This window comes from Thermasporomyces composti, assembly GCF_003386795.1.
GTDB classification, from domain to species: domain Bacteria; phylum Actinomycetota; class Actinomycetes; order Propionibacteriales; family Actinopolymorphaceae; genus Thermasporomyces; species Thermasporomyces composti.
The window spans coordinates 1912286-1934508 of record NZ_QTUC01000001.1 but is presented as its reverse complement, the minus strand read 5'-3'; the positions used below and the strand labels follow the sequence as shown (position 1 = coordinate 1934508).

Here is a 22223-nt window from a genome sequence, read left to right as displayed (position 1 = left end):
CGGCCACACCGGCGTGGAGGGCGGCGGTCAGCGGCGACGGAACCGCACGGTCCTGGTGCCGCCTGGCGGCAGCGTGACCGGCCGGGTCTCGCCGGTCGCCAGGCAGGTCAGGCGCAGCCGGCACGTCTCGTCGGCGGTGTTGGTGAGGCGCACCACCCGCGGATCGGACACGCTCGCCCGCACGGCCACGTCCGGGGCGCTGTCCACTGCCAGCTCGAATGCCGGTGGGGCGATCCGCGCGGTGGCGGCGCCGAGCTGGACGCCCACCGTCACCCCGTCCCGGTTCACGACCTGCTCCTTGATGGACCCCGGTCCGAGGTAGAGCGGGACCCGCTCGGCGGCGCGGGGCACCCGGACCAGTCCCGTGAGGTCGGCGCCGGAGAGGTTGAACAGGCTGAGGTGTCCCGCCGCGGTGCTCGCCGCCAGGCCAGGGGTCTCGGTGGTGGCGGCGGGCTGGTGGGCGAGCGAGGCCGTCACGGCGGCGCTCACGCCGGGGTAGGCCTCGATGACCATGCCAGCGCTCCCAGCGGCCGGGCCGTCGGACAGGGTGAGGGAGCGGGCCGACACCCGGATGGGGTTGCGGCTCCCTCGGACGAGGAAACCGACGCGGTCGTCGACGTTCACCCAGCCGGTCGGGAAGGTGTGGGAGGCGGGGACTCGCACAGCGTCGGTCCAGGTCTGTCCGTCGACGGACACCTGGATGCGGTACTCCGCGCCGTACGCCGTCTCCCAGTGGAGTCGCACCCGATCCACCGTGTGGACTTCTCCGAGGTCGACGGCGAGCCAGCTGTCCGGGCGTGGCCGTTCCTCGCCGGACACCGCCCACCGCGTGGTCGGGTCGCCGTCGGTGGCGTACTCGGGTCGGTACTCCTCGCTGAACGAGGACGACGCGGTGGTCGGTCGACCGCGAGCCAGGTCGGTGTCCCCGCCCTCGGCGTAGACCTCGAACGACCAGAGCGAGTAGCCGTACTGGGTGGCCGGTCGGACGCCGAGCATGCGCACGTGGCGGGCCTGCACGGCCGGGAAGGTCAGCTCATCGACGTCGCCGTCACCGCCGGTGTCGGTGAGGGTCACGCTGCCGTTCGGTCCGGTGAAGGTGCGGTCGCCGTCGAGTCCACGTACCCCTGGCATGCGGAGGCAGAACAGGCGCAGCGCGCCCTCGCCGTCCGCGTGCCCGGAGCTGGCGTAGACGACCATACCGCCGGGCAGCGTGGCGTATCCGGCGAACCCTGTCGGCAGGCGCAGCAGCGTGGCGGTCCCGTCGAAGCCGTCCGACTCCCGGTGGTACACCGTGGTCGTGACGCCCTCGATGGTGGTCTGCGTCGACGGCAGGAACGCCGGAGCGCTCCCCGCCACGTCGAGGAACCAGTCGTCGTGCTCGGGGAGAAAGGCCAGCTTGACGTAGCCGGGCTTGGTGACCACCATCGCCAGCGACTCCCGCGACTGGTGGGCGAGCAGCCCGACGTCGGCGCCGTAGTCGGTGACACCGGCGACGTCGTCCCAGTAGGCCGTCTCCGACACGGGCGTCACGTCGCCACGCAGGCGGTCGCGCCATCGATGGAGCAGGTACGCGATCGCGACCTCCGCGCGCGCCTCCGGCTCGTACTTGGGTTCGCCGGTGAACTTCGTGAGGCGGTACTCCGGCGGATGGAGCAGGTACGGCTCGAGGTGCTCGATGAGCATCCGCTCGCCGCGGGCGAGGAACCGGTCACCTTGGCCGAGTCGGCGCCACGTCAGCGGCAACACGTCCCGGCCGTAGAGATGGTGTCGGTCCGCGATCATCGGATGCGCGGTGAGGCCGGCGGCCGTGCCGAGGTGGCGCAGCGTCCGCCACAGGCCGTCGGCGTTCGGCTGCGCCCACATGACGTCGGGGAGCGGCTGGCCGGCGATGAGGAAGTGGATCGCGTTGCGCCCCGGGTAGGCGCCGACGGACTCCTGGTACATCGGGGCGTACGACCCGTGGTTCTCCACGATGTAGGTGTCGAAGATGTTGTGCGCCTCGTTCCACCACGAGACGGGACGCCCCTCGAGCAGGGTGTGGTTGTGGCGGTCAGCGGACGGCAGCCCGGTCATGTTCGACATCCAGCGGGTCAGCCATTCCCGCCAGCGCGGTGCCGAGGGATGGTCCGGGAAGTACGCCAGACCGGTCGCCAAGGGCATCGACTTCGCGCCCATCTCCTCGATCTTGGAGTCGGCGCGGTAACCGCCCTTGAGGCCGTTGGACGACCATCCGCCGCTGCGTGGGTCTTCGGTGTCCTCGAGGCTCGCGACGTACTCCGCTCCCCCGATCGCGATGGCGTCGACGGCCTCCCTCGTCTCGGCCGAGAGGTCGTCCCACAGCAGACGGGCGGCGGCGACGAAGTACGACTCCATCGTGCCGTCCCAGAAGATGGCGCCACCCCACTCGTAGCCGCCGTCACCCCACGTGGAGCCGGTCGCGTAGAAGTTGGTGCGGGCGGCGTAGTCGATGGTGGCGAGGGTGTGGTCGCGCAGCGTGTCGCGGGACACGCCGGCGAGGTCGGCGTCGTAGTCGCCCATCGTCAGCAGGACCGCGTTGCCGAGGACGTGGACGATGTTGTAGTCGGCCAGGGGGTAGTGGCCCACGGCGTCGTCCCACAGCGTCTCCACCCACCGGGTGTGAAGCAGCAGCAGGCGGTAGTAGAAGCGTGCCTCGTCGTTCTCGTCACCGAGGCGTGACGGGTGGGGAATCGTGGCCTCCCTCGTGGGTGCGCGTCTCGTCGAGACGGGGGTGAGGGTCGGTGAGAAGCCAGCCGCCGCGGCCACCACGCCTCCACCGAGGCTGAGGAACTCACGGCGAGGCAGGGGTCCCATCGCGTGCCTTTCCTTTCCAGCGGTACTCGCACGGCACGTCTCCTCCGACGACAGCCGCTCCCGGCGGGGCGCCACTACGCCGTGGCCTCGACGTCGCGGCACCCCGTCGGGTCGAGCGTCCTGGTGCCATCAGGAGGTCCTGAGCTGGTACAGCGCGGCGGCCCCGGCGGGGAGGCTCACCTCGACGACGGCGCTGTTGCGTAGCGGCTCGTAGCGTCGGCTGGCCGGGTCGAAGCGGAGGACGTCCTTGACGTTCGCGCGGTTCATGGTGAGCCGAGCCGTGGCCGGCCTGCTGTGCGCGCGGTTGGCGACGAACAGCCAGCGCGTGGTGTCCTCCGTGTCGGTGCTGCGGAACTGCCCGAGAATCACGGCGTCGCCGCTGACCTGGCGCACGTAGTCGTTCGGGGTGAACCCGCTCGCCCCGGCGGGCAGAGGGCTCTCGTTGGCGTGGACGACGGATTCCGACACCAGCGGCTTGAGCTCCCGACCGACCGGTGCGAGCCAGCCGTTGTTGATCTCCTTGGCCGCGTCGTACCGCGGGGTGCGTTGACCGTCGACCGTGATGAGCGCGGACTCGAAGGCCTCCCCACGGGCTGGATCGGGTGTCCAGTAGGTGAAGTACTGGATGCCCTTGCAGCCGTAGGCCAGGCTCACGTTGATCTGCCAGAGGATCTCGGCGGCGGTGGGCTCGCGGTGCCCGGCGTAGGCGAGGGTCTGGATGAAGATCCACGTCGGCAGGTTGGCGCGCAGCCCTTCCTCCCGGACGATCGCCCAGTTGAGGAAGTAGTGCGGGTCGTCACTTCCGTCGATCAGGAGCGGGTAGCGGTCGAAGGAGATCAGGGCCGGCTTGACGACCTCGACGAACTGCCGGACGTAGTTCGGGTCGGTCGTCGGGAAGAGGTTGATGTAGGGCAGGTAGTCCGGGTGCTCCTCGCGCATGATCTCGACGATCCGCGCGAGGGTCTCGAACTTGTCCGGGCTCGGCTCGTCGTAGACGTCCAGGCCGACGAAGGAGGGATAGCCGCCGGCATTGGGCGGATCCCACTTGCTGAGCGTGCCGGAGAAGTCGTCGACGAGGAGCACGGTCCCGTCCAGGGCGGTCACCTGGACGTTGTCGAAGAGGGCGGACTCGGATCCGGCCTCGCGAAAGCCGACCTTGCCGGTCCGGTACGTGTCGTCGGTGGTGGTGTCGACGACCTGCCCGTTGATGGAGGTGGTGATCGTGTCACCCTCCACCGTGGTCTCGACGTGGTACCAGGTGTCCGGTGTGACGGTGATCTCGAGTGGGACGGCTCGGACCCAGACGGGAGCGCCGTTGACGAAGAGCGCCTTCGCCAGGTAGCCGGGCGCTCCCTCGGGGGCGTAGCCGGCGTTGGCGAGCAGCCACACGTAGGTGTTCGCCGGGTCCTGCGCCCGGAAGGCCCAGCCGGCCTGCGCGTGGCCGCCGCCACCGGTCGGGCGTGGCGCCGTGTCGAACGCGAACGTGTAGTCGGTCCAGTCGGCGCCCGCGCGGGAGAGGCCGACGCTGCCGGCTCCGGTGCCGCCGTCCTGGAGGAGGCGGCCGTCCTCGATCCGCCAGTAGCTGCTGGGCCGGTAGAGGTCGATGACCTGACGGATCTTGGTCGCCGCCTGCTCGGGGGTGAGCGTGAAGTCGCCACCCCTCGTGGTGATCTCGAAGTCGTTGCGGAGCCACCGGATCGTGGGGTCGTCGATGACGAGCTGCAAGCCCACCTGGTGGGCCATCTCGAGCGCCCGTCGCTGGATCTGGTGGTCGGCCCACAGGTAGTTGTTGCTGTGGGTGAAGGTGAAGCCAGCGTCCTTGATCTCCTGGTAGCGCTCGAGCGTCGTCTGGAACGGCGGTGGTGGCCACCACAGCCCGATCGGGAACTCCTCGCCGCTCAGCAGCGGAAGGTCGGTCCAGGCCGCGTGAGTGGGAGCTGTGGACCCGCGTGTCTTCGTGGTCGGCGGCGCCGCGGCGGCGGGGGCACCCAGCGACACTGGGGCGGCCGCGGCGAGGGCGCCCGTGCCGACCGCCTTGAGCAGGCTGCGACGGTTCGGCTTCAGCCACTGGTGCGGATGGTCGGACATCAGTCCTCCCTCGACGTGCGGTGGGACGATGCGAGGAGACGGTGGACAGGGCCGTGATCATCCTCACCCGGGGACGTCCGTGGTGGGGTGCGTGCGCCAACTCTTGGCCGCCGCTGGACACGGAGCCAGGGCGCGTTGTGCTACCTAAGGGGTGTGCACCCGCCTGACCGCCCTTCCGGCCCGGCGCCCGTTCCACCCTCGGACGCGTCGGTGTCGCGCCCACCTGCCCCGACGTCGTCGGGTGGCGGCGTCCCCACGGAACGACGGGCGGAGCGCGGGCGCCCGTGGTATCGGGACCCCGGATCCTTGTGGGCGCTGGTCCCCCTCGTCAGCGCCGGACTGTTCGCCTGGGTTCCGGCGCTGTACGCGTGGGTGAAGCTCCGGGAACGCGAGCTGCTCCGCTCGACGGTGGGCCTCGCGGTGCTCTCCGGGCTCGCCTTCGTCCTGGTCTCCCTCGACCCGTCGATGGACGACCCCAGCGCAGAGCCGGGCCTCGCCGGATCGATCGGCGTGGTCCTCGCGCTGGTCGCCATGGGGGCGGGGACGGTGCAGGCGTTCCGGCTGCGGTCACGGGTCTTCGGTGTCGGTGGTGAGGCGATCGACCACACACCGTCCCGTGCCGCCATCGCACAGGTGCAGTACGCGCGGGCCCGGCGTGCTGAGGCGCGGGCGATCGTCGAGAGGGACCCGGCCATGGCGCGGGAGCTGCGCATCGGTCGGCCCGACGTGTCGGGTCGGACGTACGACGACGGTGGCCTGGTCGACCTCAACCACGTGGGGCCCGAGGTGATGGTCCACGTCCTCGAGCTGTCGCCCGAGCACGCCGAGGAGATCGTGCGGGTGCGCGCGGAGATCCACGGCTTCGCCAGCCTCGAGGAGCTCAGCGCCTACACGAGCCTGCCGCCGCCGGTCGTCGAGGGGCTGCGCGAACGCGCGATCTTCCTGCGGTACTGATCTTCTCGCGGGTCCTGGTGCCGCCCTGCGTTTCCTCGCGCTCGACCTGCGCCCGGTCGAGGCCCTGGCGTGACGCCCACCTGCGGGGTCCCCGCCCGTCGAGTCGCGGCGCGGACGCCCTGCGTTCCTGGTCCCTTTCCCGGTTCATCCCTCGACGCGCTGCTTGAGCCTCGTGGTCGAGGCCGGCCCGTGCCGTCTGACCGGGCAGGGCACAGGACGGTCAACGACGAGAATCGCGATAGCGCTTCCTGCTATAGTGCAAAGTGCAATAGAGATCGATGCAATGTTGCTTGTGATGCGATGTTGCTCGTGACCCGCTCGTGAAGTGCGGAGGGAGAGCCCACGTGGCCCGTCGGCCCAGCAACCGTGACCTGGTCGAGCTCACCGTGCTCACCCTTCTCGCGCACGGGCCGAAGCACCCGTACGAGCTGCACCGCTTCATCCTCGACACGCACAAGGACTACGTGACCGGCCTGCCTCGCAGCCTCTACCACGCGGTCGATCGGCTCGCCGCCCATGAGCTGATCCAGCCCGTGGCGACCAGCCGCGCCGGCCGCCGTCCGGAGCGGACGGTCTACCAGATCACCGCGGAGGGGCGAGCCGAGCTCGGCAGCCGGCTGACCCGCCTGCTCGAGCAGCCCGACCCCGACAGCACCGTCCTCTCCGCCGCCGTGTCGCTGTGTGGGAGCCTGCCGCCCGCCGCCGTCGAGCGGGCTCTCCAGACCCGCGCGGTCACCCTGGAGGCCACCCTCAAGGCGCTCGACGCGCACGCCGCCGGCCTCCAGGAGCGCGGGCTGCCGCGCGTCCTCGTCCTCGAGCTGGAATCGGAGCGCGCGATTCGCTCCGCCGAGCTGACGTGGGTGCGGCAGATCCTGGCCGAACTACGCGACGGGACGTTGACCTGGCAACCACTGCTCGAGGAACACGAGATCGGTCCGAGTGGTGGGTCGTCCGGAAAGGAGGTCAGCGCGACAGACCACTAGCTGAGAGGGCGGACGCGCCACCACGGTGTCCTGCCGTCCGGTTGGACGCGCCCGCGGAAGCGCGCCGGAAAGGCATCTGGAGACGAGTGGTCGGTCGGGTGCGCCAACACCCGACCGACCGTCCGAACGACTCCGCGACAGGCACGGTCGCCGTCCAGATTTCCCACGTCGAGGATAGCCAGGCCGTGGCTTCGCGGAGTGCCTGTCACCGTCGCGGGACGTCCCGCGACCAGTTCCGACAAGGAGACTCCGCATGGATCCCACTCCCATCACCGAGCTGCTCAACCGCATGGTCGCCGCGTGGAACGCCGGTGACGCGGCGGCGTTCGCCGAGGTGTTCACCGAGGACGCCGACTACATCACGTTCTTCGGCGCCCACCTGAAGGGCCGGAAGGAGATCGAGGCCGCCCACGAACCGCTGTTCACCCACGCGCTCAAGGGGTCCCGGATCGGGCAGCCGTCGACCGGCTCGGCGGGCCCCACGATCCGGTTCCTCAGTGAGGACGTCGCGCTCGTGGTCAGCCGAGGCGGCACCGTGCTGGCCGGGCAGTCCACGCCCACGCCCGACCGTGACTCGATCATGACGCTCACCGCCGTGCGCGGGCCGAAGGGTTGGCGGCTGGCGTCGTTCCAGAACACGCGCGTGACGCCGATGCCCAACCCGAGCTCGGCTTGGAAGGAGGCGAGATGAGCGACGCGTTGGCGCCGTTGCGCTCGTCCTCGGTCGTCATGCTCACCAGCTACCGCCGAGACGGCCGCGGCGTCGGAACGATGGTCGGCATCCGTGTGGACGGCGACCGCGCATATGTCACCACCCGGTCGAAGACCTGGAAGGTCAAGCGCATCGCCCGCAACCCGAAGGTCACCGTCGCGCCGTGCACCCGGCGTGGAAAGGTGACGGGTCCCGCCGTCGAGTGTCTGGCCCGTGTGGTCGACACCAACCCGCGGGAGTCCTTCGGCATGCGGTTCTGGGTGTGGGTCTACCGCGTCTTCTACCGGGACGTCCCGGTCACCTACGAGCTGACGCCGGTGGAGACGGCTGCCTCGTAGCGCGGACGCGTCGGGGGTGCGCCGAGACCGTCGGCGCACCCCCGACCGTCGTCCACACGCGCCGCCTGCACGCTTTCGCTGGAGGTCGCTCGGCTCACCGCGCATCCGAAGGGGCCGGCCACTCCTCCCGCCGACGCAGGAGGCGCAGGAACGCCTGCTCGGCGGGGGACAACAGGCGGTCGCGGCGGTGCACGGCCACGATCGGCCGCTCCGGCGGTGCTGGCTCCACCACGATGGTCGCCAGGCGTCCCTCGCGAAGCTCGTGGTGGACGGCGTACTCGGAGATGAGCGACAGCCCCAAGCCGGCGCCGACCGCCTGCTTGAGCGCCTCGGGGCCCCACACCTCCGCCGGCTCCAGGTCCAGGCCCCACTGATGGAGCGCCACCGTCTGCAGCTCCCTGGTGTGGGAGCCAGGTTCCCGCACTAGGAAGCTCTCGCCCGCCAGCTCGTCGGCGTCCACGACGCGCCCCACGAGCCGATGCCCGGGTGGCGCGACGAGGATGAGCCGGTCGGTTCCCACCTGCTCCCACTGCAGCTGGCCGGACCGCGGCCGACCCGCGATGACCGCCAAGCCGATCTCCCCGTCGAGGAGACGGCGGTTGACCTCCTCAGCGTTCGCGACGACCAGGTCCGCGCCGATGTGGGGATAGTCCTGACGGAACCGGGCGAGCAGCGGCGGCAGCAGGTACGTGCCGACCGTCGTCGAGCCACCGACGGTCAGGTGTCCGACCGTGAGCCCTTGCACCTGTCGGACGGCCGTGACGGCCTCGTCGGCCAGCAGGAACAACCGTCGGGCGTACTCCGCGAGCACCTCGCCCTCAGCGGTGGGCCGCACCTTCGCCCCGGACCGATCGATCAGCGTCGCGCCGAGCGACGCTTCCAGCTGGCGCACCTGGTTGGACACCGACGGTTGGCTCATGTAGAGCTTCTGCGCGGCCGCCGAGAAGCCACCGCACTCGACGACCTGCAGGAAGAGCCACAGTCGGTGGAAGTTCAGCCGCATGGGCCACCTCTAGTACGCGACGCACGCCGAGCGCCATTCGGTGTAGAAGTCCCAGACCTGCGGCGAGCACTCCGGTGGTCCGTACTGAGAGCTCTTCGTTCCCACGTGCGGCAGGTGGGCGTACGCGCCGACGCCTGGGCGGTTGACGTGCAGCATGCCCGCCTCGAGCCGGTCGAGCGCCTCGAACGCCCGGGTGAGGTCCTTGGTGAAGACCGTGCCGGACATGCCGTAGCGCACCGAGTTGGCGATGCGGATCGCGTCGTCGAGGCCGTCGCAGTCGAGGACGGCCAGGACCGGGCCGAAGATCTCCTCCTGGGCGATCTCGGACTGCTCGGGCACGTCCCGCAGCACCGTCGGCGCGACGTAGTACCCCTCAGGCAGCCCGTCGGTGAGGCGACGTCCGCCGCACGCGACCGTGGCGCCGTCGGCCACCGCCCGCTCGATCGCGTTCAGGCAGGCCTCGAGCCGCTCCTCGTTGACCACGGGACCGACATCGACCGCTGGGTCGGTCCCGGGGCCCACCCGCATGGCCTGGACCCGGGTCACGAGCCGATCGAGCAAGTCCTCCTTGACGGTGCGGTCGACGATCACTCGGCTGGTGGCGCTGCACCGCTGGCCGGCTTGTCCGAACGCGCCGTGGATGATCGCGTCCACCGCCCGGTCGAGCTCGGCGTCGTCGAGCACGATCAACGCGTTCTTGCCGCCGAGCTCCAGTTGGGTCTTGAGCAGCCGGGAGGCCCCTACCTGCTGGATGGCGAGACCCACCGCGAGAGAGCCGGTGAAGGAGACGCCGGCGACAGCGGGGTGGGCGACGAGCGCTTCCCCCGCCGCCCGGTCACCCTGGACCAGGTTGAGCACGCCTGGCGGTAGGTCGGCGTCGTGGAACGCCTGGACGAGCAGCGCCGCGGTCAACGGCGTGAACGGGGACGGCTTGAGGACCGCGGTACAGCCGGACAGCAGCGCGGGAGCGACCTTCCACATGGGAATGGCGACGGGGAAGTTCCACGGGGTGATGAGACCCACCACCCCGATCGGGCGGCGGAAGGTCATCGCCACCGTGCGTGGGTCCTCCGCCGGGGTGGTGACGCCGTTGAGCCGCCGCGCCTCCCCGACGGTGAAGTCGAGGATCGTCAGGGCCCGGTCGACCTCGGCGCGTGCCTCGACCAGCCGCTTGCCCTGCTCGCGGGTGATCGTCGCGGCCAGCACCTCGCGGCGCTCCTCCAGCAGGCGCCCCGCACGCCGCAGCACCTCCGCCCGGGCGATCGGCCCGCGTGCCCGCCAGTCGGCGAACGCCTCGGCGGCGGCGTCGACCGCCCACTCGACGTCGACGACACCCGACTCGGTGAAGTCGCCGATGTGGTCGTGGATGTCGGCGGGATTGACGTTGCGACGGTGCTTGCCGCTCTGCCCTTCCCGCCACGCTCCCGCGATGTAGTTGCCGAGGTGCTGTGGATCAACGCGACGCATCGCACACTCCTCCCGGGGAGGTCATCCGTGGGTCGACGGCGACCCGCGGTGGGCGCTTCGTCCTCGCGTAGGTGACCGCCTGGTCCAGCTCGGCGAGGGGGAAGGTCCTGGCGACGAGGCTGCGCAGGAGCTCGTGGTCGGCTCGGGTGAGGAAGTCGACGGCGACCGCGAGATCGTCAGGGGTGTAGTTGTGGACGCCGCGCAGCGTCAGCATGCGCCGGACGACCATCTCCGGGTCGAGCTGGATGGCTGGGGCGGGGAAGACCGAGCCGACGAGGCCGAGCCGGCCGCCTAGGGCGAGCAGGTCGAGCGCGGCCGCGACGGCCGTGCTGCTGCCGGTGACGTCGAGGACGACCTCGGCGCCCTCACCGTCGCTGTGGGCCGCCACCTGGTCCGGCAGGTCGTCCGGCGTGGCGACGACCGAGGCGCCACACCGCCGGGCGAGCTCGAGCCGCTCCGGCGCGACGTCGGAGGCGATGACCGTCTCCACGCCTTGGGCCTTGGCGTAGCTGACCGCGGTCAGGCCGAGCATGCCGCAGCCTTGGACCACGACGAGCCCCGCCTCGCTGGCGTGAAGCTGGCGGAACGCACTGACCACCGTGGCGGTCGCGCAGTTGGCCGGCGCAACCACCTCGGTGGCCAACTCGTCGGGCACCGCGACGATCCCGGTCCCCGGCACCAGATGACAGTGGGTCGCCAACCCGCCGTTGAGCCGCCACGTGTCGGTCATCGCCTCGTGGCCGTACTTTCGCAGCGTGCGGCACTTCTGGGGCAGGCCGCGTCGGCAGCGCGGGCAGTCGCCGCAGGAGGCGCCGACCGACCAGGTGACCCGCATGCCGGGTGTCACCCGCCGTCCGTCATGGGTCTCGACCTGCCCCTCGACGGCGACGACGGTGCCCACCATCTCGTGGCCGAGCACGGTGGGGAGCGGTGTCGACCGTTCGCCGGCGATCGTGTGCAGGTCGCTCCCGCACAGCGTCGCCGCCTCCACCTCGACCAGCACCTCGCCGTCCGCGAGCGTGGGCAGGGGAATCTCCGTGAGCTGGAAGCCCTCCGCTGGGCCGTTCCACACGGCCGCGAGCGCGTGCTGGCTGGCCATCCTCTTCCCTCCTAGCGGCGGATCGTGGCTGCGACGGCCGCGCTGGCGGCGCAGCAGACGGCGACAACCACGAAGACGATCGAGGTCTGACCCGAGACGTCGATCAACCGACCGATCAGCGGCTCGCCGAATCCCGCGAAGAGATAGGCGAAGAAATTGACCACGCCGGTCGCCGTGCCGGCCCGAGCCGCGCCGACGAGGTCAGGACACAACGCCCAGAACGATGCCTGCGGACCGTAGACGAAGAACCCCGCCAAGAACAGCACACCCATCGCGAGGGTCGTCTGGTCGACGGGCACCAGACGCATGGCGACGGCGGACGCCGCGCCCAGGAGCATGAACAAGACGATCGGTTGACTGCGCCGCGATCCGAACAGGCGGTCCGAGATCTGCCCGTTGACCAGGGCGCCGACCGCCATTCCGACGGGGAGAGCGACCGTGATCCACAGCGGGCTGATCCCGCCACGACCGCTTCCCTCCTGCCACGCTGACCCGAGGAAGTGCACCGGCACCCAGACCAGGAGGCCGTACCGGGCGGCGTTCTGGAAGCCGATCGCCACGCCGGCCAACCAGATCCTCGGCTCACGCAGAACCGTGCGGTAGCGCTGCCAGGCGCTCTCCTCGGCCGCGCGGTGGCTCGCGCTCGAGCCGGTCCCGCGCTCCTCGACCGGGGACGGCAGTCCGCGGTGGCGCGGGTGCTCCCGGGCGAGCACGAAGAACGTGACGGCGCCCACCAGCATCAACAAGACCGGGAGCCGGAACAGCCAACGCCAGTCCAGCTCCCAGACGTCGAGCACGACGACGGCCGTGGCGTACGCGACGATCGATCCGGTACCAGCGGCGAAGACGTAGAACCCATACGTCTTGCCGCGCTCGGACGGAGGCCACCAGTTGGACAGCACCCGACTGCCCGCTGCCCATCCCATCGCCTGGACGTAGCCGTTGACCGCCCATGGAGCTGCGATGCTCACCAGGTTGGCGCCGAGACTCACGATCCAGTTCATGACCGTCGAGGCCACGGCGCCGAGTGCCATGATCCTGCGGCCACCAAAGGTGTCCGCGAGGTTGCCGTTGATCGCCTGCCCGATCGCGTAGCTCCACAGCAGGGCGGTGCTGACCCAACCGAGGGTCGCCTTGCTCAGTCCAAGCTCGGCCTCGATACCGGGGATGGCGAAACCGAACGTCTGCCGCCCGGTGTAGAAGAACAGGTAACAGAACATCGTCGCGACCAAGACGACCCACTGCATCCGACGCAGTCGGCCGTCCTGGGTGACGTCGACGACGCCCTGGGATGTGGTGCTTCTGGGAGTGGACACGAGTGCCTCCCGTGGCCAGGAACCCTGAGCGGGTGCCGCGGACAGGCATCGCGGCGTAGGGGCACCCGCGGCTTCGAGCCTCCCGCGGCGCAGACGCGCCTAGCCGGCGACCACGAAGTTGGTCGCCACCCAGTACGCGTCGTAGTTGCGCAGCCGGTGGTCGGGGGGCAGGCCCTCGACCCGGCGGTTGACGAGGAACGGAACGCGTTGTTCCGACAGGCCCCCGTGCGAGCGCAGCGGAGCGTCGAGGCCGGAGAAGTCGTGGCGGTCCGGTGACGTTCCGAGCGCGACGTTCGTCTCGCTGACGACGACGAGATCGCCCGTGCGGTCGGGCGGAAGCTCGAACCTCTCGCAGGCCTCGGCGTTGGGCAGGACCAGCTCGATGCCGGAGAGCTGGGCGAGACGCTCGGCCACCGTGGACGCGTCCGCGTTCGGTGGCAGATAGACGGTCGCGAAGGAGCCCAGCGCGCCGTGGTGGACCGTGTAGGGGTCGGTGATCGGGAGGACGACGCGAGCCGCTCCCGCGCCCATCCACTCGTCCAGATGCTGCTGGAGGTAGACGACCTGGGGTGCGCCGGTGTCGTCGGACTTCGCGTTCATGCCGTGGTCCGCGGTGATGACGAGCCGCGCGCCGAGCGCGTCGAGGCGTTCGGCATAGCGGTCCAGCATCGCGTAGAAGTCGTTCGCGACGGGTGACCCCGGCGCGTGCTTGTGCTGGATGTAGTCGGTGAGCGACAGGTACATGACGTCGGGCTGCTCCCGCCGCAGCACCTCCACACCCGCCGCGAGGACGAGCTCGCTCAGCTCGGCGCTGTAGACGGGCGGCGCCGGCATGCCGACCAGGCTCAGCACGTCGTCGATCCCGCAGGTCTCTCGAGTCGCTTGGTCAGCGCGCTCCGCGGAGAAGCAGATGCCGTTCGTGAGTCCCGCGCCGAGCAGCCGGCGCAGCTTGTCCTTGGCGGTGATGACCGCGACCTTGCATCCGTGCTCGGCGTACGCGGCGAGGATCGTCGGTGCCCGCAGCCAGCGCGGGTCGTTCATCATGACTTCCTCGCCGCTGTCGCGGTCGAAGAAGTAGTTGCCGCAGATCCCGTGGACGGCTGGGGGGACCCCCGTCACGATCGACACATTGTTCGGGTTCGTGAAGGACGGCATGGCCGACTCCGCGACCAGTGCGGTGCCCTCCTCGATCAGCTTGGCGACGAAGGGCATCCGCCCCGCCGCGATCGCCTCCTCGTGGTAGGCGGGTTCGCTGCCGTCCACACACACGACGACGACCGGTTCGGCTGTCGGACCGTAGTGACGTCCGTTCAGCTCGATCGCGGGCAGGCGGGGCTCCATCGGCTCCTCTTCCAGCTCCTTGGGATCCTGCGTGTGTGGCCCATGCAACAGCGAAATCCTCCGGGCCGGAACCCACGATCTCGTTATCGCCGCCATAACGTGCGGTGCCAGGTGGGTGACGATCGGGTCCGCTTCCGGTGCGGGCGATCGTCGGCGCGGCTGGCTAAGGTGCGCGGGCATGTCCCCCAGCTCGGCACGCAGCGCACGTCGACCGCCCACCGCCCCGAGGATCGGCAAGGCCGCGTTGGCTCCCGCCGTCCTGCCCGACCACGAACTCGAGGAGGAAGCCGAGTTCGCTCGACTGGAGTTCGCGAACTTCGATCTGTCCGGCCGGGACGCGGTCCTCGTCGAGTTCGACCGCTGTCGGTTCGTGGGAACCACCTTCAACGGCACCAGGTGTGACCGCACGAGGTGGGTCGACTGCCGGTTCGACAGCTGTGACCTCGCCAATCTCTCGGCGGAATCCTCAGGACTGGTGCGGGTCGAGGTGAGCGGCTCCCGCGCGACCGGCGTGCGCTGGCGGAGCGGCGTGCTCCGTGACGTGGTGATCAACGGCTGCAAGCTGGACCTGTCTGCGTTTCACGGGACGAGGTTCGAGCGGGTCCGCTTCGAGGGGTGCAACCTGACCCAGGCCGACTTCATGGACGCCGATCTCACCGGTGGCGTGGAGTTCGTCGACTGCGACCTGACCAGGGCACGCTTCTCACAGGCGCGGATGGCCGGCGCGGTGCTGACGCGGTGCGTCCTGGACGGCATCCAGGGTGTGACCAGTCTACGCGGCGCCGTCATCGACCCGACCGATCTCGTGTCCCTGTCCTACGCCCTCGCCCAGGCGTTGGGCATCGTCATCGCGACGGACGACGGGGCGACACGCTGATCAACCCGCGCTGATGTAGTGGCTCTGTCGTGCGGGACACGATCAGCGTCATCTGGGAAAGACACAGGTGTCAGTGTGTCATTGACTGTGTTTGTCGGTCACGGACAGGGTCACGCTCCGTCGGCGGGCGCGTGGGAAGCAGGAGCCATGGACCGAGTGGTGACGACGTACCGCGTCGACGAGCACGAGGTCGCGCTCGTCGAGACGATCGAGGATGAAGGAGTCGTCTACTACGTGCTCGTGGACGGCCTGCCGGGGGACGAGCGGTTCGGCGAGCCACCGGATGAGGACGAGCTGCGTCGCGTCGTGACCCGGCGCGCCAGCCAGTGACGGCGAGCGACGCCGTACACCGACCCACCCGTGGTCGATGTTTCGCGGCCGCGTGCCTGGAGCGTTGGCAGCGCGTGCCTGAAGCGTTGGCTGGGCCGCACGCCTGGGTACGTCTGGCACAGACGGATGAGGTGTCAGGGGTGTGTCCATGGCGACGTACGAGTTCTCCTGCCGATCGTGCGGCACATTCGACCTGCGCATGCCGATGGGGAGCGCGCCTGGTGTGACGGCGTGCCCGGACTGTGGTGACGCGGCGCGGCGCGTCTACTCCGCGCCCCGGATGAGGCGACTCTCTCCCACGATCCGGTCGCTCCGCGACCTCGAGGAGAAGAGCCGAGAGGCACCCGACGTGGTGACCGAGGTTCCACCACGGCGGACGAGCCGACCCGCTCCACCTCCGAACCCGGCGCTTCGACGGCTGCCACGACCGTAAGGGCCGCCTCGATCACCGAAGGTCGGCGCCCGTCTGGACGGGAGCCCCGCGAAAGGAGTGCCGATGGGAAACGTGGCGCTGCTGTACGTCGGTGCGGTGCTCTTCCTCAACGGCCTGTTGCTGCTCGGCAAGGTCGAACCGAAAGCGGCGGCCATCCTCAACCTCTTCGTCGGCGGTCTGCAGGTCGTGACACCGACGTACCTCATCATCGCCTCCGGTGGTGACCCGGCCCAGATCCTCAGCGCCTCCGGGCTCTACCTGTTCGGCTTCACGTACCTCTACGTGGGCATCGGCCTGCTCGCCGACCTCGACAGCACGGGTGTCGGCTGGTTCTCGTTGTTCGTCTCGATCGCGGCGCTCGGCTACTCCTACGCCAACTTCGCGATCCTGCGGGAGTACCCCTTCGGAGTCATCTGGCTGTACTGGTCGTTCCTGTGGTTCCTGTTCTTCCTGCTCTTCGGTCTCAAGCGCACCTCGCTCACGGTCTACACCGGGTGGGTGACCGCGATCCAAGGGTGGGTGACAGCCGTGATTCCGTCGTTCCTCATCCTGACCGACTACTGGCGGCCCACGGCTGAGTTCGCGATCGCGTGGGCGGTGTTCGCCGTGATCGTCTTCGTCGCCCTGTGGCCGCTGACCCGCTCGTCGCGGCGGCCCGTCGAGGGGGCGAGCGATGCAACGACGACTGGCAAGGCGACAGGCAGTCGTTAGGCCGTGGACGCCCGGGCGTGGCGCGCTCCCGCTCTGGGGAAGGACTCAGTGAGCCGAAGGGACGAAGGAGTAGTGCCATGCCGAACGTCGTCTTCAGTGTCGACCAGTCCCGGTCCATGCGCGACCAAGCCGTTCCCGGGCACAACCGGTGGCACCCCGACATCCCGGTGGCGGCCATGGTCAAGCCCGGGGACGAGTTCCGCATCGAGTGCCGGGAATGGACCGACGGCCAGATCGGCAACAACGACTCGGCGAACGACGTTCGCGACGTCGACCTGAGCATCCCGCACATGCTCAGCGGGCCGATCGGGGTCGAAGGCGCGGAGTTGGGAGACCTGCTGGTCGTCGACATCCTCGACATCGGTCCGGTCCCGCAGGAGACCGGAGACGTCGCTGGCCAGGGCTGGGGCTACACGGGCATCTTCGCCAGGAACAACGGCGGCGGCTTCCTCACCGACTACTTCCCCGACGCGTACAAGGCGATCTGGGACTTCCACGGCCAGATCGCGACGTCTCGGCACATCCCCGGGGTGCGCTACACCGGCATCGCGCACCCAGGACTCTTCGGCACCGCTCCGTCGGCTGAGCTCCTCCAACGGTGGAACCGTCGGGAGCAAGCGCTCATTGACACGGACCCCAACCGGGTTCCGCCGCTCGCCCTTCCACCGCTCGCGCAGAACGCACTCGCTGGTCAGGCGACAGGGTCGGACGCCGAGCGGATCGCTCAGGAGGGCGCTCGAACCGTGCCGCCACGCGAGCACGGAGGGAACCAGGACATCAAGAACTTCTCTCGCGGCTCCCGGGTCTTCTACCCGGTCTTCGTCAAGGACGCCAAGCTGTCCGGTGGTGACCTGCACTTCAGCCAGGGCGACGGAGAGATCACCTTCTGCGGCGCCATCGAGATGGGCGGCTACATCGACATGCACGTCGACCTCATCAAGGGTGGGATGGAGAAGTACGGCATCACCACGAACCCCGTGTTCATGCCTGGCAACGTCGAGCCGAGGTACTCGGAGTTCCTCAGCTTCGTCGGCATCTCCGTCGACGACGACGACACCAACCACTACATGGACGCGACGGTGGCGTACCGGCGAGCCTGCCTGAACGCGATCGAGTACCTCACCAAGTGGGGCTACAGCCGGGAACAGGCGTACCTGCTCCTGGGCTCGGCGCCCATCGAGGGTCGGATCAGCGGCATCGTCGACATCCCCAACGCCTGTTGCACCCTCTACCTGCCGACCGCGATCTTCGACTTCGACATCCGGCCCAGCGCCGAGGGACCCAAGCGGGCCGACCGTGGCCGCTGCGCGGTCACCAGCTAGTGCCCGTTGAACTGGGTCGGGGAAGCGGCTACCAGGGAGTAGATGCGGGAACTCCATTCGGCGTGTCTGACTCACACCCACGGCGTGGGGACGGCGCTCGGGCGAGTACAGCGACCGGAGTGGTGAACGGCTCACCCTCACGTACGTGGGGAACACCCGACCCTCCACCGGGTGCTCAAACGATGGTGCGGTTCACCCCCACGTGCGTGGGGAGGACACCTACGCCAGGGACGGCTCCGAGGCGCGCAAGGGCTCACCCCCACGTGCGTGGGGAGGACGGATCGGCGTGCGGCTACCGCCGCCCGTACTTCGGCTCACCCCCACGTGCGTGGGGAGGACTGCCTGCGGTGCGGCCAGCCGAGGGAAGTCGGCGGCTCACCCCCACGTGCGTGGGGAGGACTCCTTCTGACCTGCGAGGTTACAACGACTGGGGGCGGCTCCGGGCCACGACGTGAGCGCTCATCGCCGAGACCTCCGTGCGGTCATCTCACGCTCCATCACAGGAAGTCGGCGTCGGGTGTATCCGAGGGCTGGTCCAGTGCCTGGAAGCGGATGAGCGTGAGGCCGTCGAAGTCGATCGGCTCGCGGCGCTGGGAGCCAGAGGAACGTACTTCATAGCCCTGTTCGGTATCGGCAGGATGTATGCAAACAGCGGAGCCATCGCCAATGACGGCGCTGACCGCCGTCCATAGCTCGTCCCGTACCCGGGCGGAGACACATCCAACGTAGAGGCCCGGTGCTGGCTCAATCAACCAGCGGCTAAGTGCGCCGCGAACATGCTCGGGAACTGCGGTCACCGCCAGGACCATCATCGATGGCATACGCGGACCTCACGGAAGATGGTCACCATGGCGCCTCCTCGTCAATCTCATTGCCGTAGTTCACGCCTGCCGGTACCGCGCCGACAACGGGATCCCAAAGCTCGACCAGCGTCTCTTTCGGGATGGTCCGTTGCGCGGCGTTGTCTGGGTCAAGCAGGTTCTGAATGTCGATGACAATGCGTGGAAGCAGCCGCAGGAGTCGGAACTGATCACGAAGGCGAAGTCTCGCCTCTCGTTCAGGATCGGTGGACGCATGGAGGGAAAAGGCGAGCGGTATCGTGACCTCGGCCTTATACAGGTCGGCGATATCGTAGACAAACGCATGCTGCGTTCCAGAGTGAATGAAACCGAGTGCCGGTGAACAGCCGAGGCCGAGGACCGCGGCATGTACCACTCCGTACAGGCATGCGTTGGCAGCGGACAGAGCCAGGTTGACAGGATCCTGCTGATCCCAGGCGGCGAGGTCATAGCTGCGTTTGAATCTACCAATGCGATACCGGCGAGCGAGCTGTCTGTACAGGGCCTTGACACGTTGGCCTTCCAGGCCGCGTAGCTGAGCCAGCGTGGCGCCCACTGGGGCTGGCACGCCAAAGCGACGTTCGTACATGCGGATCGCGACCGCTAGGCGTGTGGCGTCGTCAGCCCACGCCCGGGTCTGACGTTCTAGCCACGCAGTCGTGAGTGAGTCGGGCAGAATGCCGGCGTAGCACCGCACCCCACCGGAGCCGACACAGACCATGCTGGTGCCGTGGCGGGCGATGGTAGCCATCGCAGGCTGCGTGATGGATGTCCCTGGTCCGAGCAGAATGCATGACAGCGCCGCGATAGGGAGGTAGATGCGGTCCGTTCCACGCGAGCTGTCGATGAGCGCACAGACTCCGGTGTCGTCCTGGACGACGCGCACCACGTCGAGGTAGAGAAAGCTTAGGCTGTCGGCGACGCGAGGCAGCATGACGAGCGTCGGTGCGGCCAGGCGTCGCCGAGCCGACAACTGGTTCACCGGTCCACCTTGAGAGGAGCGAGGCTGAGAAGTCCACAGCCATATGACTTGCCACGTCCGATTCCTGACAGGACCGCGGCTCGTACCAGATCCGGATCGGTGATGCGAGCAACGCCATCAAACTGCGTGATTGCGTGCTTGATCTGAGCGCCGTTCTTGTTTCCTCGTGCGTCGGGAACAGGTCGGGCGATCAAACTCAGGATGTGCAGGCCGTGCTTCTCAGCTTTCCTGATCCACCACTGTTCGGCGTCTGCTCCACGAAGGGGGACGATCTGCCCCGGCTTGCCGAGATCGATCGATGAGTTTCCACGACGCTTCGAAGGATTGCCGGCAATCCGATAGCGGACCAGTGCGCCGGCATGCAGCTCCCTGAGAAATGGGTCGAGCCGCCGAGGACCCTCAGCGTCAGCGTATCCCTCCGGAAGTCGTCCGAAGTCTGGGGCAACCTGCGTTTGTACGAGAACCTGTGGGCCTCGAGCGGTGTGTTCGACGCGAAAGAGCAGTCCAGTCACACGACGGGCCTGTTCTCCGAGGTTGTCGGGAACAAGGGTCATGACCCGGCGGTGCAGGTCGTAAACATTGCGCAGGTCGTGGCGAGCAGCGCCGTGCTTCAGGTTGGGTCGCAGTCGAGATAGCCAAACGTTCACGACTCCTCCTATCCCCCCTGTCGTGCGGATCCGGCGTATTCGGCCAGCGCTGCCAGCTGGTCAACTCCATGACCACCACACAGATCTGCTGGAAGATGCTCGGTACGGACCTTGATGGCCCGCGGCCGGTATGCGCGTCGCAGCGGATCGAAACTCACGGGCACGTCCATGAGGTGAGCCCGGGCGTGAGGGTCGCGAATGTCGGTTTCATAGATGAAGTCCACCGCAACCGTGTCACCGGTGTGTGGCCGCTCTCTGCTAAGGGGCACCTGTCGTTTGAGCGCGCGAACTGGGTCGGTGAGGCCACTTGCAAGGAGGATCGGCTCAGCCGGCGGGCAAGAGCGCCGCCCAAGATAGGGTGCCCACGTCGGGTGGCGTAAGGCAGCGCTGAGTTCGTGAATGAGCTCATCCGGTCCTTCAACAGCGACGGTGAACGCCGCATCGGCGAGATAGTGCCGATGTGACACGACGGTCCCCTTGCCCTCTTCGCGCCTATCGCCTCGGGCGGTGGGAACTGTCTGGTCGCGGGGAAGTCCGCCACCGACCGTGTGGAAGTCGGTAAGCAGGACTCCAGGCCGGTCCACGCGGACCGTAAGCCGTAGGTGAAAAAAGTCTGCGAGCCCGGTCGTACGGGGACGGCCTTGTGCCGCTGCAAGGAGGCCGAGAATTCCAGATCGCGTGGGGTAAGGTTGGGTGTCACGTTCCCCAAATGTGCTGTGTTCGCCCCACGATTGCAGCGGCGCGGCTAAACGCAAAATCAGGCCGGACACAGTCACCCCCGGTCCCTGAACGCCGTGTCGACAGCCGCGATGACCAGCTCGCGGAACGAGCTTAGCTTGTTGCCGAGGCTGTCGAACGGCTTCGAGTCGATGCTGACGTGCCCGTGGTAGGCGATACCGTCGGTGCCCCACATCTCGTGCAGGACAGACGCGTAATCGGCGAGCTGCTGACGAGACGGCTCGGCCAAGCCTCCAGCCTCCCAGCCAGCGCGGACAGGCCGTTCGAATGCAGCAGCAAGTGAGACGGGTCGGTCGCTTCGCACCGCGATGTAGGCGAGATCGGGTAGCGTGTGAGGAGCTGTTGCGGTTCGCTTTCCGGATGGCATCGCGGTAGCGAACGCGGAAAGGAACCGCTCGGTCAGGCCCCGTGCGACAGCCGCGTCATCATCGAGGTTATCGATCAGGTCCCGAACGTTGACTGTCGCGTAGCGATAGAACACGCCCGCGCTGAACTCTGCTGAGTTCATGTGGCCGCTACCGGTCTCGTCGCTCGAGAGCTTGTCGTCGACAGCAGTGAAAAAATCGACCTCGGTGTCTGTCGCGTGAGTAGTGAAAGCGTGCGCGACCTGCACTGCGCCGTCGACCTTTCCATCCGGCAGCTCGGCTAGCATGCGACCAAACAATGCGATTGTGCCGGTACGTCCGATCAGCAGGTTGCGCACCTCTTCCTGAGTGAACGGCGGCTTCTGCTCCTTACCTGAGGCGTATGCACGCTCGAGGGCGCCTCGCTCACGGCGGGCAAGTGCGGCCAGTCCGTCGAGCGAAGACTCGGGAAGGAACAACAGCACCGACGTGTAGCCGCTGTTCTCCAAGGAGAGACCCTCGTCCTCTCCGTTGCTCTTCTTGCTCTTGGAACGCTTGGCGCCGGCTGCGACCAAGAGCTGGCGGGCGGCGTAGTCTGCGAGCTCCCTCGGCCAGCCTTCCTTGCACAGCCTCTCGGCGACCTCGACGACCACCTTGCGTGTGCGAATCGCCTTGTCAGGCAGCTGGTCTTCCAATGCTTGCCGTGTCGCGCGCTTCCAGCACTGGCTTGACACACGGGTGCGGTTGACGCCCCCGTATGTGAGAGATTTCGGTGATCCAAGGTCGTCGCGGTTCAAATTAGCGTATGGAATGGTCTGCAGAAGATGAATGTCTACGAACCGAGAAGAAGTAGTCATTGGAAATCCT

At 68.4% G+C, this 22223-nt stretch carries 21 protein-coding genes and 1 CRISPR repeat array; of the genes, 9 read left to right on the top strand and 12 right to left on the bottom strand.

Features of this window, described 5'->3' with window-relative positions; translation table 11 throughout:
• Positions 1-27 precede the first annotated feature (27 nt).
• Both DFJ64_RS08450 and DFJ64_RS08445 read right to left on the bottom strand, forming a co-directional pair.
• A complete protein-coding gene (locus tag DFJ64_RS08450; RefSeq protein WP_115849964.1) occupies positions 28-2832 on the bottom strand; it encodes a discoidin domain-containing protein in 2805 nt (934 codons plus the stop codon).
• A 129-nt stretch (positions 2833-2961) separates the two neighbouring features.
• Complete coding sequence (locus DFJ64_RS08445; RefSeq protein WP_115849963.1) at positions 2962-4920, bottom strand: 3-keto-alpha-glucoside-1,2-lyase-like domain-containing protein; 1959 nt, start codon at positions 4918-4920, stop codon at positions 2962-2964.
• 306 nt (positions 4921-5226) lie between these two features.
• Between DFJ64_RS08445 and DFJ64_RS08440 the strand changes: the two genes are divergently transcribed.
• The 4 genes from DFJ64_RS08440 to DFJ64_RS08425 all read left to right on the top strand — a co-directional run bounded on the left by DFJ64_RS08440 (position 5227) and on the right by DFJ64_RS08425 (position 7907).
• Positions 5227-5874: a helix-hairpin-helix domain-containing protein gene (locus tag DFJ64_RS08440; RefSeq protein ID WP_115849962.1), complete on the top strand. Its 648-nt coding sequence runs from the start codon at positions 5227-5229 to the stop codon at positions 5872-5874.
• 344 nt (positions 5875-6218) lie between these two features.
• Positions 6219-6857: a PadR family transcriptional regulator gene (locus DFJ64_RS08435; RefSeq protein WP_115849961.1), complete on the top strand. Its 639-nt coding sequence runs from the start codon at positions 6219-6221 to the stop codon at positions 6855-6857.
• Positions 6858-7110: 253 nt separating this feature from the next.
• Positions 7111-7548 carry an SgcJ/EcaC family oxidoreductase gene (locus tag DFJ64_RS08430; protein WP_115849960.1) on the top strand — a complete coding sequence of 146 codons (438 nt, stop codon included), beginning with the start codon at positions 7111-7113 and terminating at the stop codon, positions 7546-7548.
• Entirely contained in the window at positions 7545-7907 is a 363-nt protein-coding gene (locus DFJ64_RS08425; RefSeq protein ID WP_115849959.1) for a PPOX class F420-dependent oxidoreductase, read from the top strand. Before DFJ64_RS08430 ends, DFJ64_RS08425 begins: the two co-directional genes overlap by 4 nt.
• Positions 7908-8001: 94 nt before the next feature.
• Here the strand turns inward: DFJ64_RS08425 and DFJ64_RS08420 are convergent, their stop codons facing one another.
• From DFJ64_RS08420 to phnA, 5 genes are all read right to left on the bottom strand, one after another.
• Positions 8002-8910, bottom strand: a complete 909-nt coding sequence (locus DFJ64_RS08420; protein ID WP_115849958.1) for a LysR family transcriptional regulator — start codon at positions 8908-8910, stop codon at positions 8002-8004.
• Between the two features lie 9 nt (positions 8911-8919).
• Complete coding sequence (locus DFJ64_RS08415) at positions 8920-10377, bottom strand: aldehyde dehydrogenase family protein (RefSeq protein ID WP_115849957.1); 1458 nt, start codon at positions 10375-10377, stop codon at positions 8920-8922.
• Entirely contained in the window at positions 10364-11476 is a 1113-nt protein-coding gene (locus tag DFJ64_RS08410; protein ID WP_115849956.1) for a zinc-binding dehydrogenase, read from the bottom strand. The genes DFJ64_RS08415 and DFJ64_RS08410 overlap by 14 nt, the downstream gene beginning before the upstream one ends.
• Before the next feature lie 11 nt (positions 11477-11487).
• The gene (locus DFJ64_RS08405; protein ID WP_245941014.1) at positions 11488-12792 is read right to left on the bottom strand and encodes an MFS transporter; all 1305 of its coding nucleotides are present in this window, start codon (positions 12790-12792) and stop codon (positions 11488-11490) included.
• A gap of 99 nt (positions 12793-12891) precedes the next feature.
• Entirely contained in the window at positions 12892-14181 is a 1290-nt protein-coding gene (gene phnA / locus DFJ64_RS08400; RefSeq protein ID WP_245941013.1) for a phosphonoacetate hydrolase, read from the bottom strand.
• Between the two features lie 130 nt (positions 14182-14311).
• On the opposite strand from phnA, the gene DFJ64_RS08395 reads away from it, so the two are divergent.
• The 5 genes from DFJ64_RS08395 (at position 14312) to fmdA (ending at position 17806) form a co-directional block, all read left to right on the top strand.
• A complete protein-coding gene (locus DFJ64_RS08395; protein ID WP_115849953.1) occupies positions 14312-15010 on the top strand; it encodes a pentapeptide repeat-containing protein in 699 nt (232 codons plus the stop codon).
• A 147-nt stretch (positions 15011-15157) separates the two neighbouring features.
• The gene (locus DFJ64_RS08390; RefSeq protein WP_115849952.1) at positions 15158-15340 is read left to right on the top strand and encodes a hypothetical protein; all 183 of its coding nucleotides are present in this window, start codon (positions 15158-15160) and stop codon (positions 15338-15340) included.
• Positions 15341-15488: 148 nt separating this feature from the next.
• Positions 15489-15773 (top strand): FmdB family zinc ribbon protein, encoded by a 285-nt coding sequence (locus DFJ64_RS20210; protein WP_115849951.1) that lies wholly within the window; start codon positions 15489-15491, stop codon positions 15771-15773.
• A gap of 63 nt (positions 15774-15836) precedes the next feature.
• Positions 15837-16484, top strand: a complete 648-nt coding sequence (locus DFJ64_RS08380; protein ID WP_115849950.1) for an AmiS/UreI family transporter — start codon at positions 15837-15839, stop codon at positions 16482-16484.
• A 77-nt stretch (positions 16485-16561) separates the two neighbouring features.
• Positions 16562-17806: a formamidase gene (gene fmdA / locus DFJ64_RS08375; RefSeq protein ID WP_115849949.1), complete on the top strand. Its 1245-nt coding sequence runs from the start codon at positions 16562-16564 to the stop codon at positions 17804-17806.
• Between the two features lie 128 nt (positions 17807-17934).
• Positions 17935-18206: a CRISPR direct-repeat array (repeat unit 28 nt; unit sequence GGCTCACCCCCACGTGCGTGGGGAGGAC).
• Positions 18207-18303: 97 nt separating this feature from the next.
• Here fmdA and cas2e read toward each other — a convergent pair.
• Genes cas2e through cas7e form a run of 5 tightly spaced genes read right to left on the bottom strand, consistent with a single transcriptional unit; the run spans position 18304 to position 22213 of the window.
• Positions 18304-18627 carry a type I-E CRISPR-associated endoribonuclease Cas2e gene (cas2e, locus tag DFJ64_RS08370; RefSeq protein WP_115849948.1) on the bottom strand — a complete coding sequence of 108 codons (324 nt, stop codon included), beginning with the start codon at positions 18625-18627 and terminating at the stop codon, positions 18304-18306.
• A 22-nt stretch (positions 18628-18649) separates the two neighbouring features.
• Positions 18650-19627 carry a type I-E CRISPR-associated endonuclease Cas1e gene (cas1e, locus tag DFJ64_RS08365; RefSeq protein ID WP_211310539.1) on the bottom strand — a complete coding sequence of 326 codons (978 nt, stop codon included), beginning with the start codon at positions 19625-19627 and terminating at the stop codon, positions 18650-18652.
• The gene (gene cas6e / locus DFJ64_RS08360) at positions 19624-20274 is read right to left on the bottom strand and encodes a type I-E CRISPR-associated protein Cas6/Cse3/CasE (protein WP_115849947.1); all 651 of its coding nucleotides are present in this window, start codon (positions 20272-20274) and stop codon (positions 19624-19626) included. The genes cas1e and cas6e overlap by 4 nt, the downstream gene beginning before the upstream one ends.
• An 8-nt stretch (positions 20275-20282) precedes the next feature.
• The gene (gene cas5e, locus DFJ64_RS20205) at positions 20283-21044 is read right to left on the bottom strand and encodes a type I-E CRISPR-associated protein Cas5/CasD (protein ID WP_115849946.1); all 762 of its coding nucleotides are present in this window, start codon (positions 21042-21044) and stop codon (positions 20283-20285) included.
• 2 nt (positions 21045-21046) lie between these two features.
• Positions 21047-22213 carry a type I-E CRISPR-associated protein Cas7/Cse4/CasC gene (gene cas7e, locus DFJ64_RS08350; RefSeq protein ID WP_115849945.1) on the bottom strand — a complete coding sequence of 389 codons (1167 nt, stop codon included), beginning with the start codon at positions 22211-22213 and terminating at the stop codon, positions 21047-21049.
• Positions 22214-22223 lie beyond the last annotated feature (10 nt).

Excerpts from the sequence above, each read along its gene's own strand:
- DFJ64_RS08445 (WP_115849963.1), bottom strand. The coding sequence starts at position 4,920 with ATGTCCGACCATCCGCACCAGTGGCTGAAGCCGAACCGTCGCAGCCTG.
- cas7e (WP_115849945.1), bottom strand. The coding sequence starts at position 22,213 with ATGACTACTTCTTCTCGGTTCGTAGACATTCATCTTCTGCAGACCATT.
- DFJ64_RS08395 (WP_115849953.1), top strand. The coding sequence starts at position 14,312 with ATGTCCCCCAGCTCGGCACGCAGCGCACGTCGACCGCCCACCGCCCCG.
- DFJ64_RS08380 (WP_115849950.1), top strand. The coding sequence starts at position 15,837 with ATGGGAAACGTGGCGCTGCTGTACGTCGGTGCGGTGCTCTTCCTCAAC.
- cas2e (WP_115849948.1), bottom strand. The coding sequence starts at position 18,627 with ATGCCATCGATGATGGTCCTGGCGGTGACCGCAGTTCCCGAGCATGTT.
- DFJ64_RS08425 (WP_115849959.1), top strand. The coding sequence starts at position 7,545 with ATGAGCGACGCGTTGGCGCCGTTGCGCTCGTCCTCGGTCGTCATGCTC.
- DFJ64_RS08420 (WP_115849958.1), bottom strand. The coding sequence starts at position 8,910 with ATGCGGCTGAACTTCCACCGACTGTGGCTCTTCCTGCAGGTCGTCGAG.
- DFJ64_RS08430 (WP_115849960.1), top strand. The coding sequence starts at position 7,111 with ATGGATCCCACTCCCATCACCGAGCTGCTCAACCGCATGGTCGCCGCG.
- DFJ64_RS20210 (WP_115849951.1), top strand. The coding sequence starts at position 15,489 with ATGGCGACGTACGAGTTCTCCTGCCGATCGTGCGGCACATTCGACCTG.
- DFJ64_RS08450 (WP_115849964.1), bottom strand. The coding sequence starts at position 2,832 with ATGGGACCCCTGCCTCGCCGTGAGTTCCTCAGCCTCGGTGGAGGCGTG.
- DFJ64_RS08390 (WP_115849952.1), top strand. The coding sequence starts at position 15,158 with ATGGACCGAGTGGTGACGACGTACCGCGTCGACGAGCACGAGGTCGCG.
- DFJ64_RS08415 (WP_115849957.1), bottom strand. The coding sequence starts at position 10,377 with ATGCGTCGCGTTGATCCACAGCACCTCGGCAACTACATCGCGGGAGCG.
- DFJ64_RS08410 (WP_115849956.1), bottom strand. The coding sequence starts at position 11,476 with ATGGCCAGCCAGCACGCGCTCGCGGCCGTGTGGAACGGCCCAGCGGAG.
- fmdA (WP_115849949.1), top strand. The coding sequence starts at position 16,562 with ATGCCGAACGTCGTCTTCAGTGTCGACCAGTCCCGGTCCATGCGCGAC.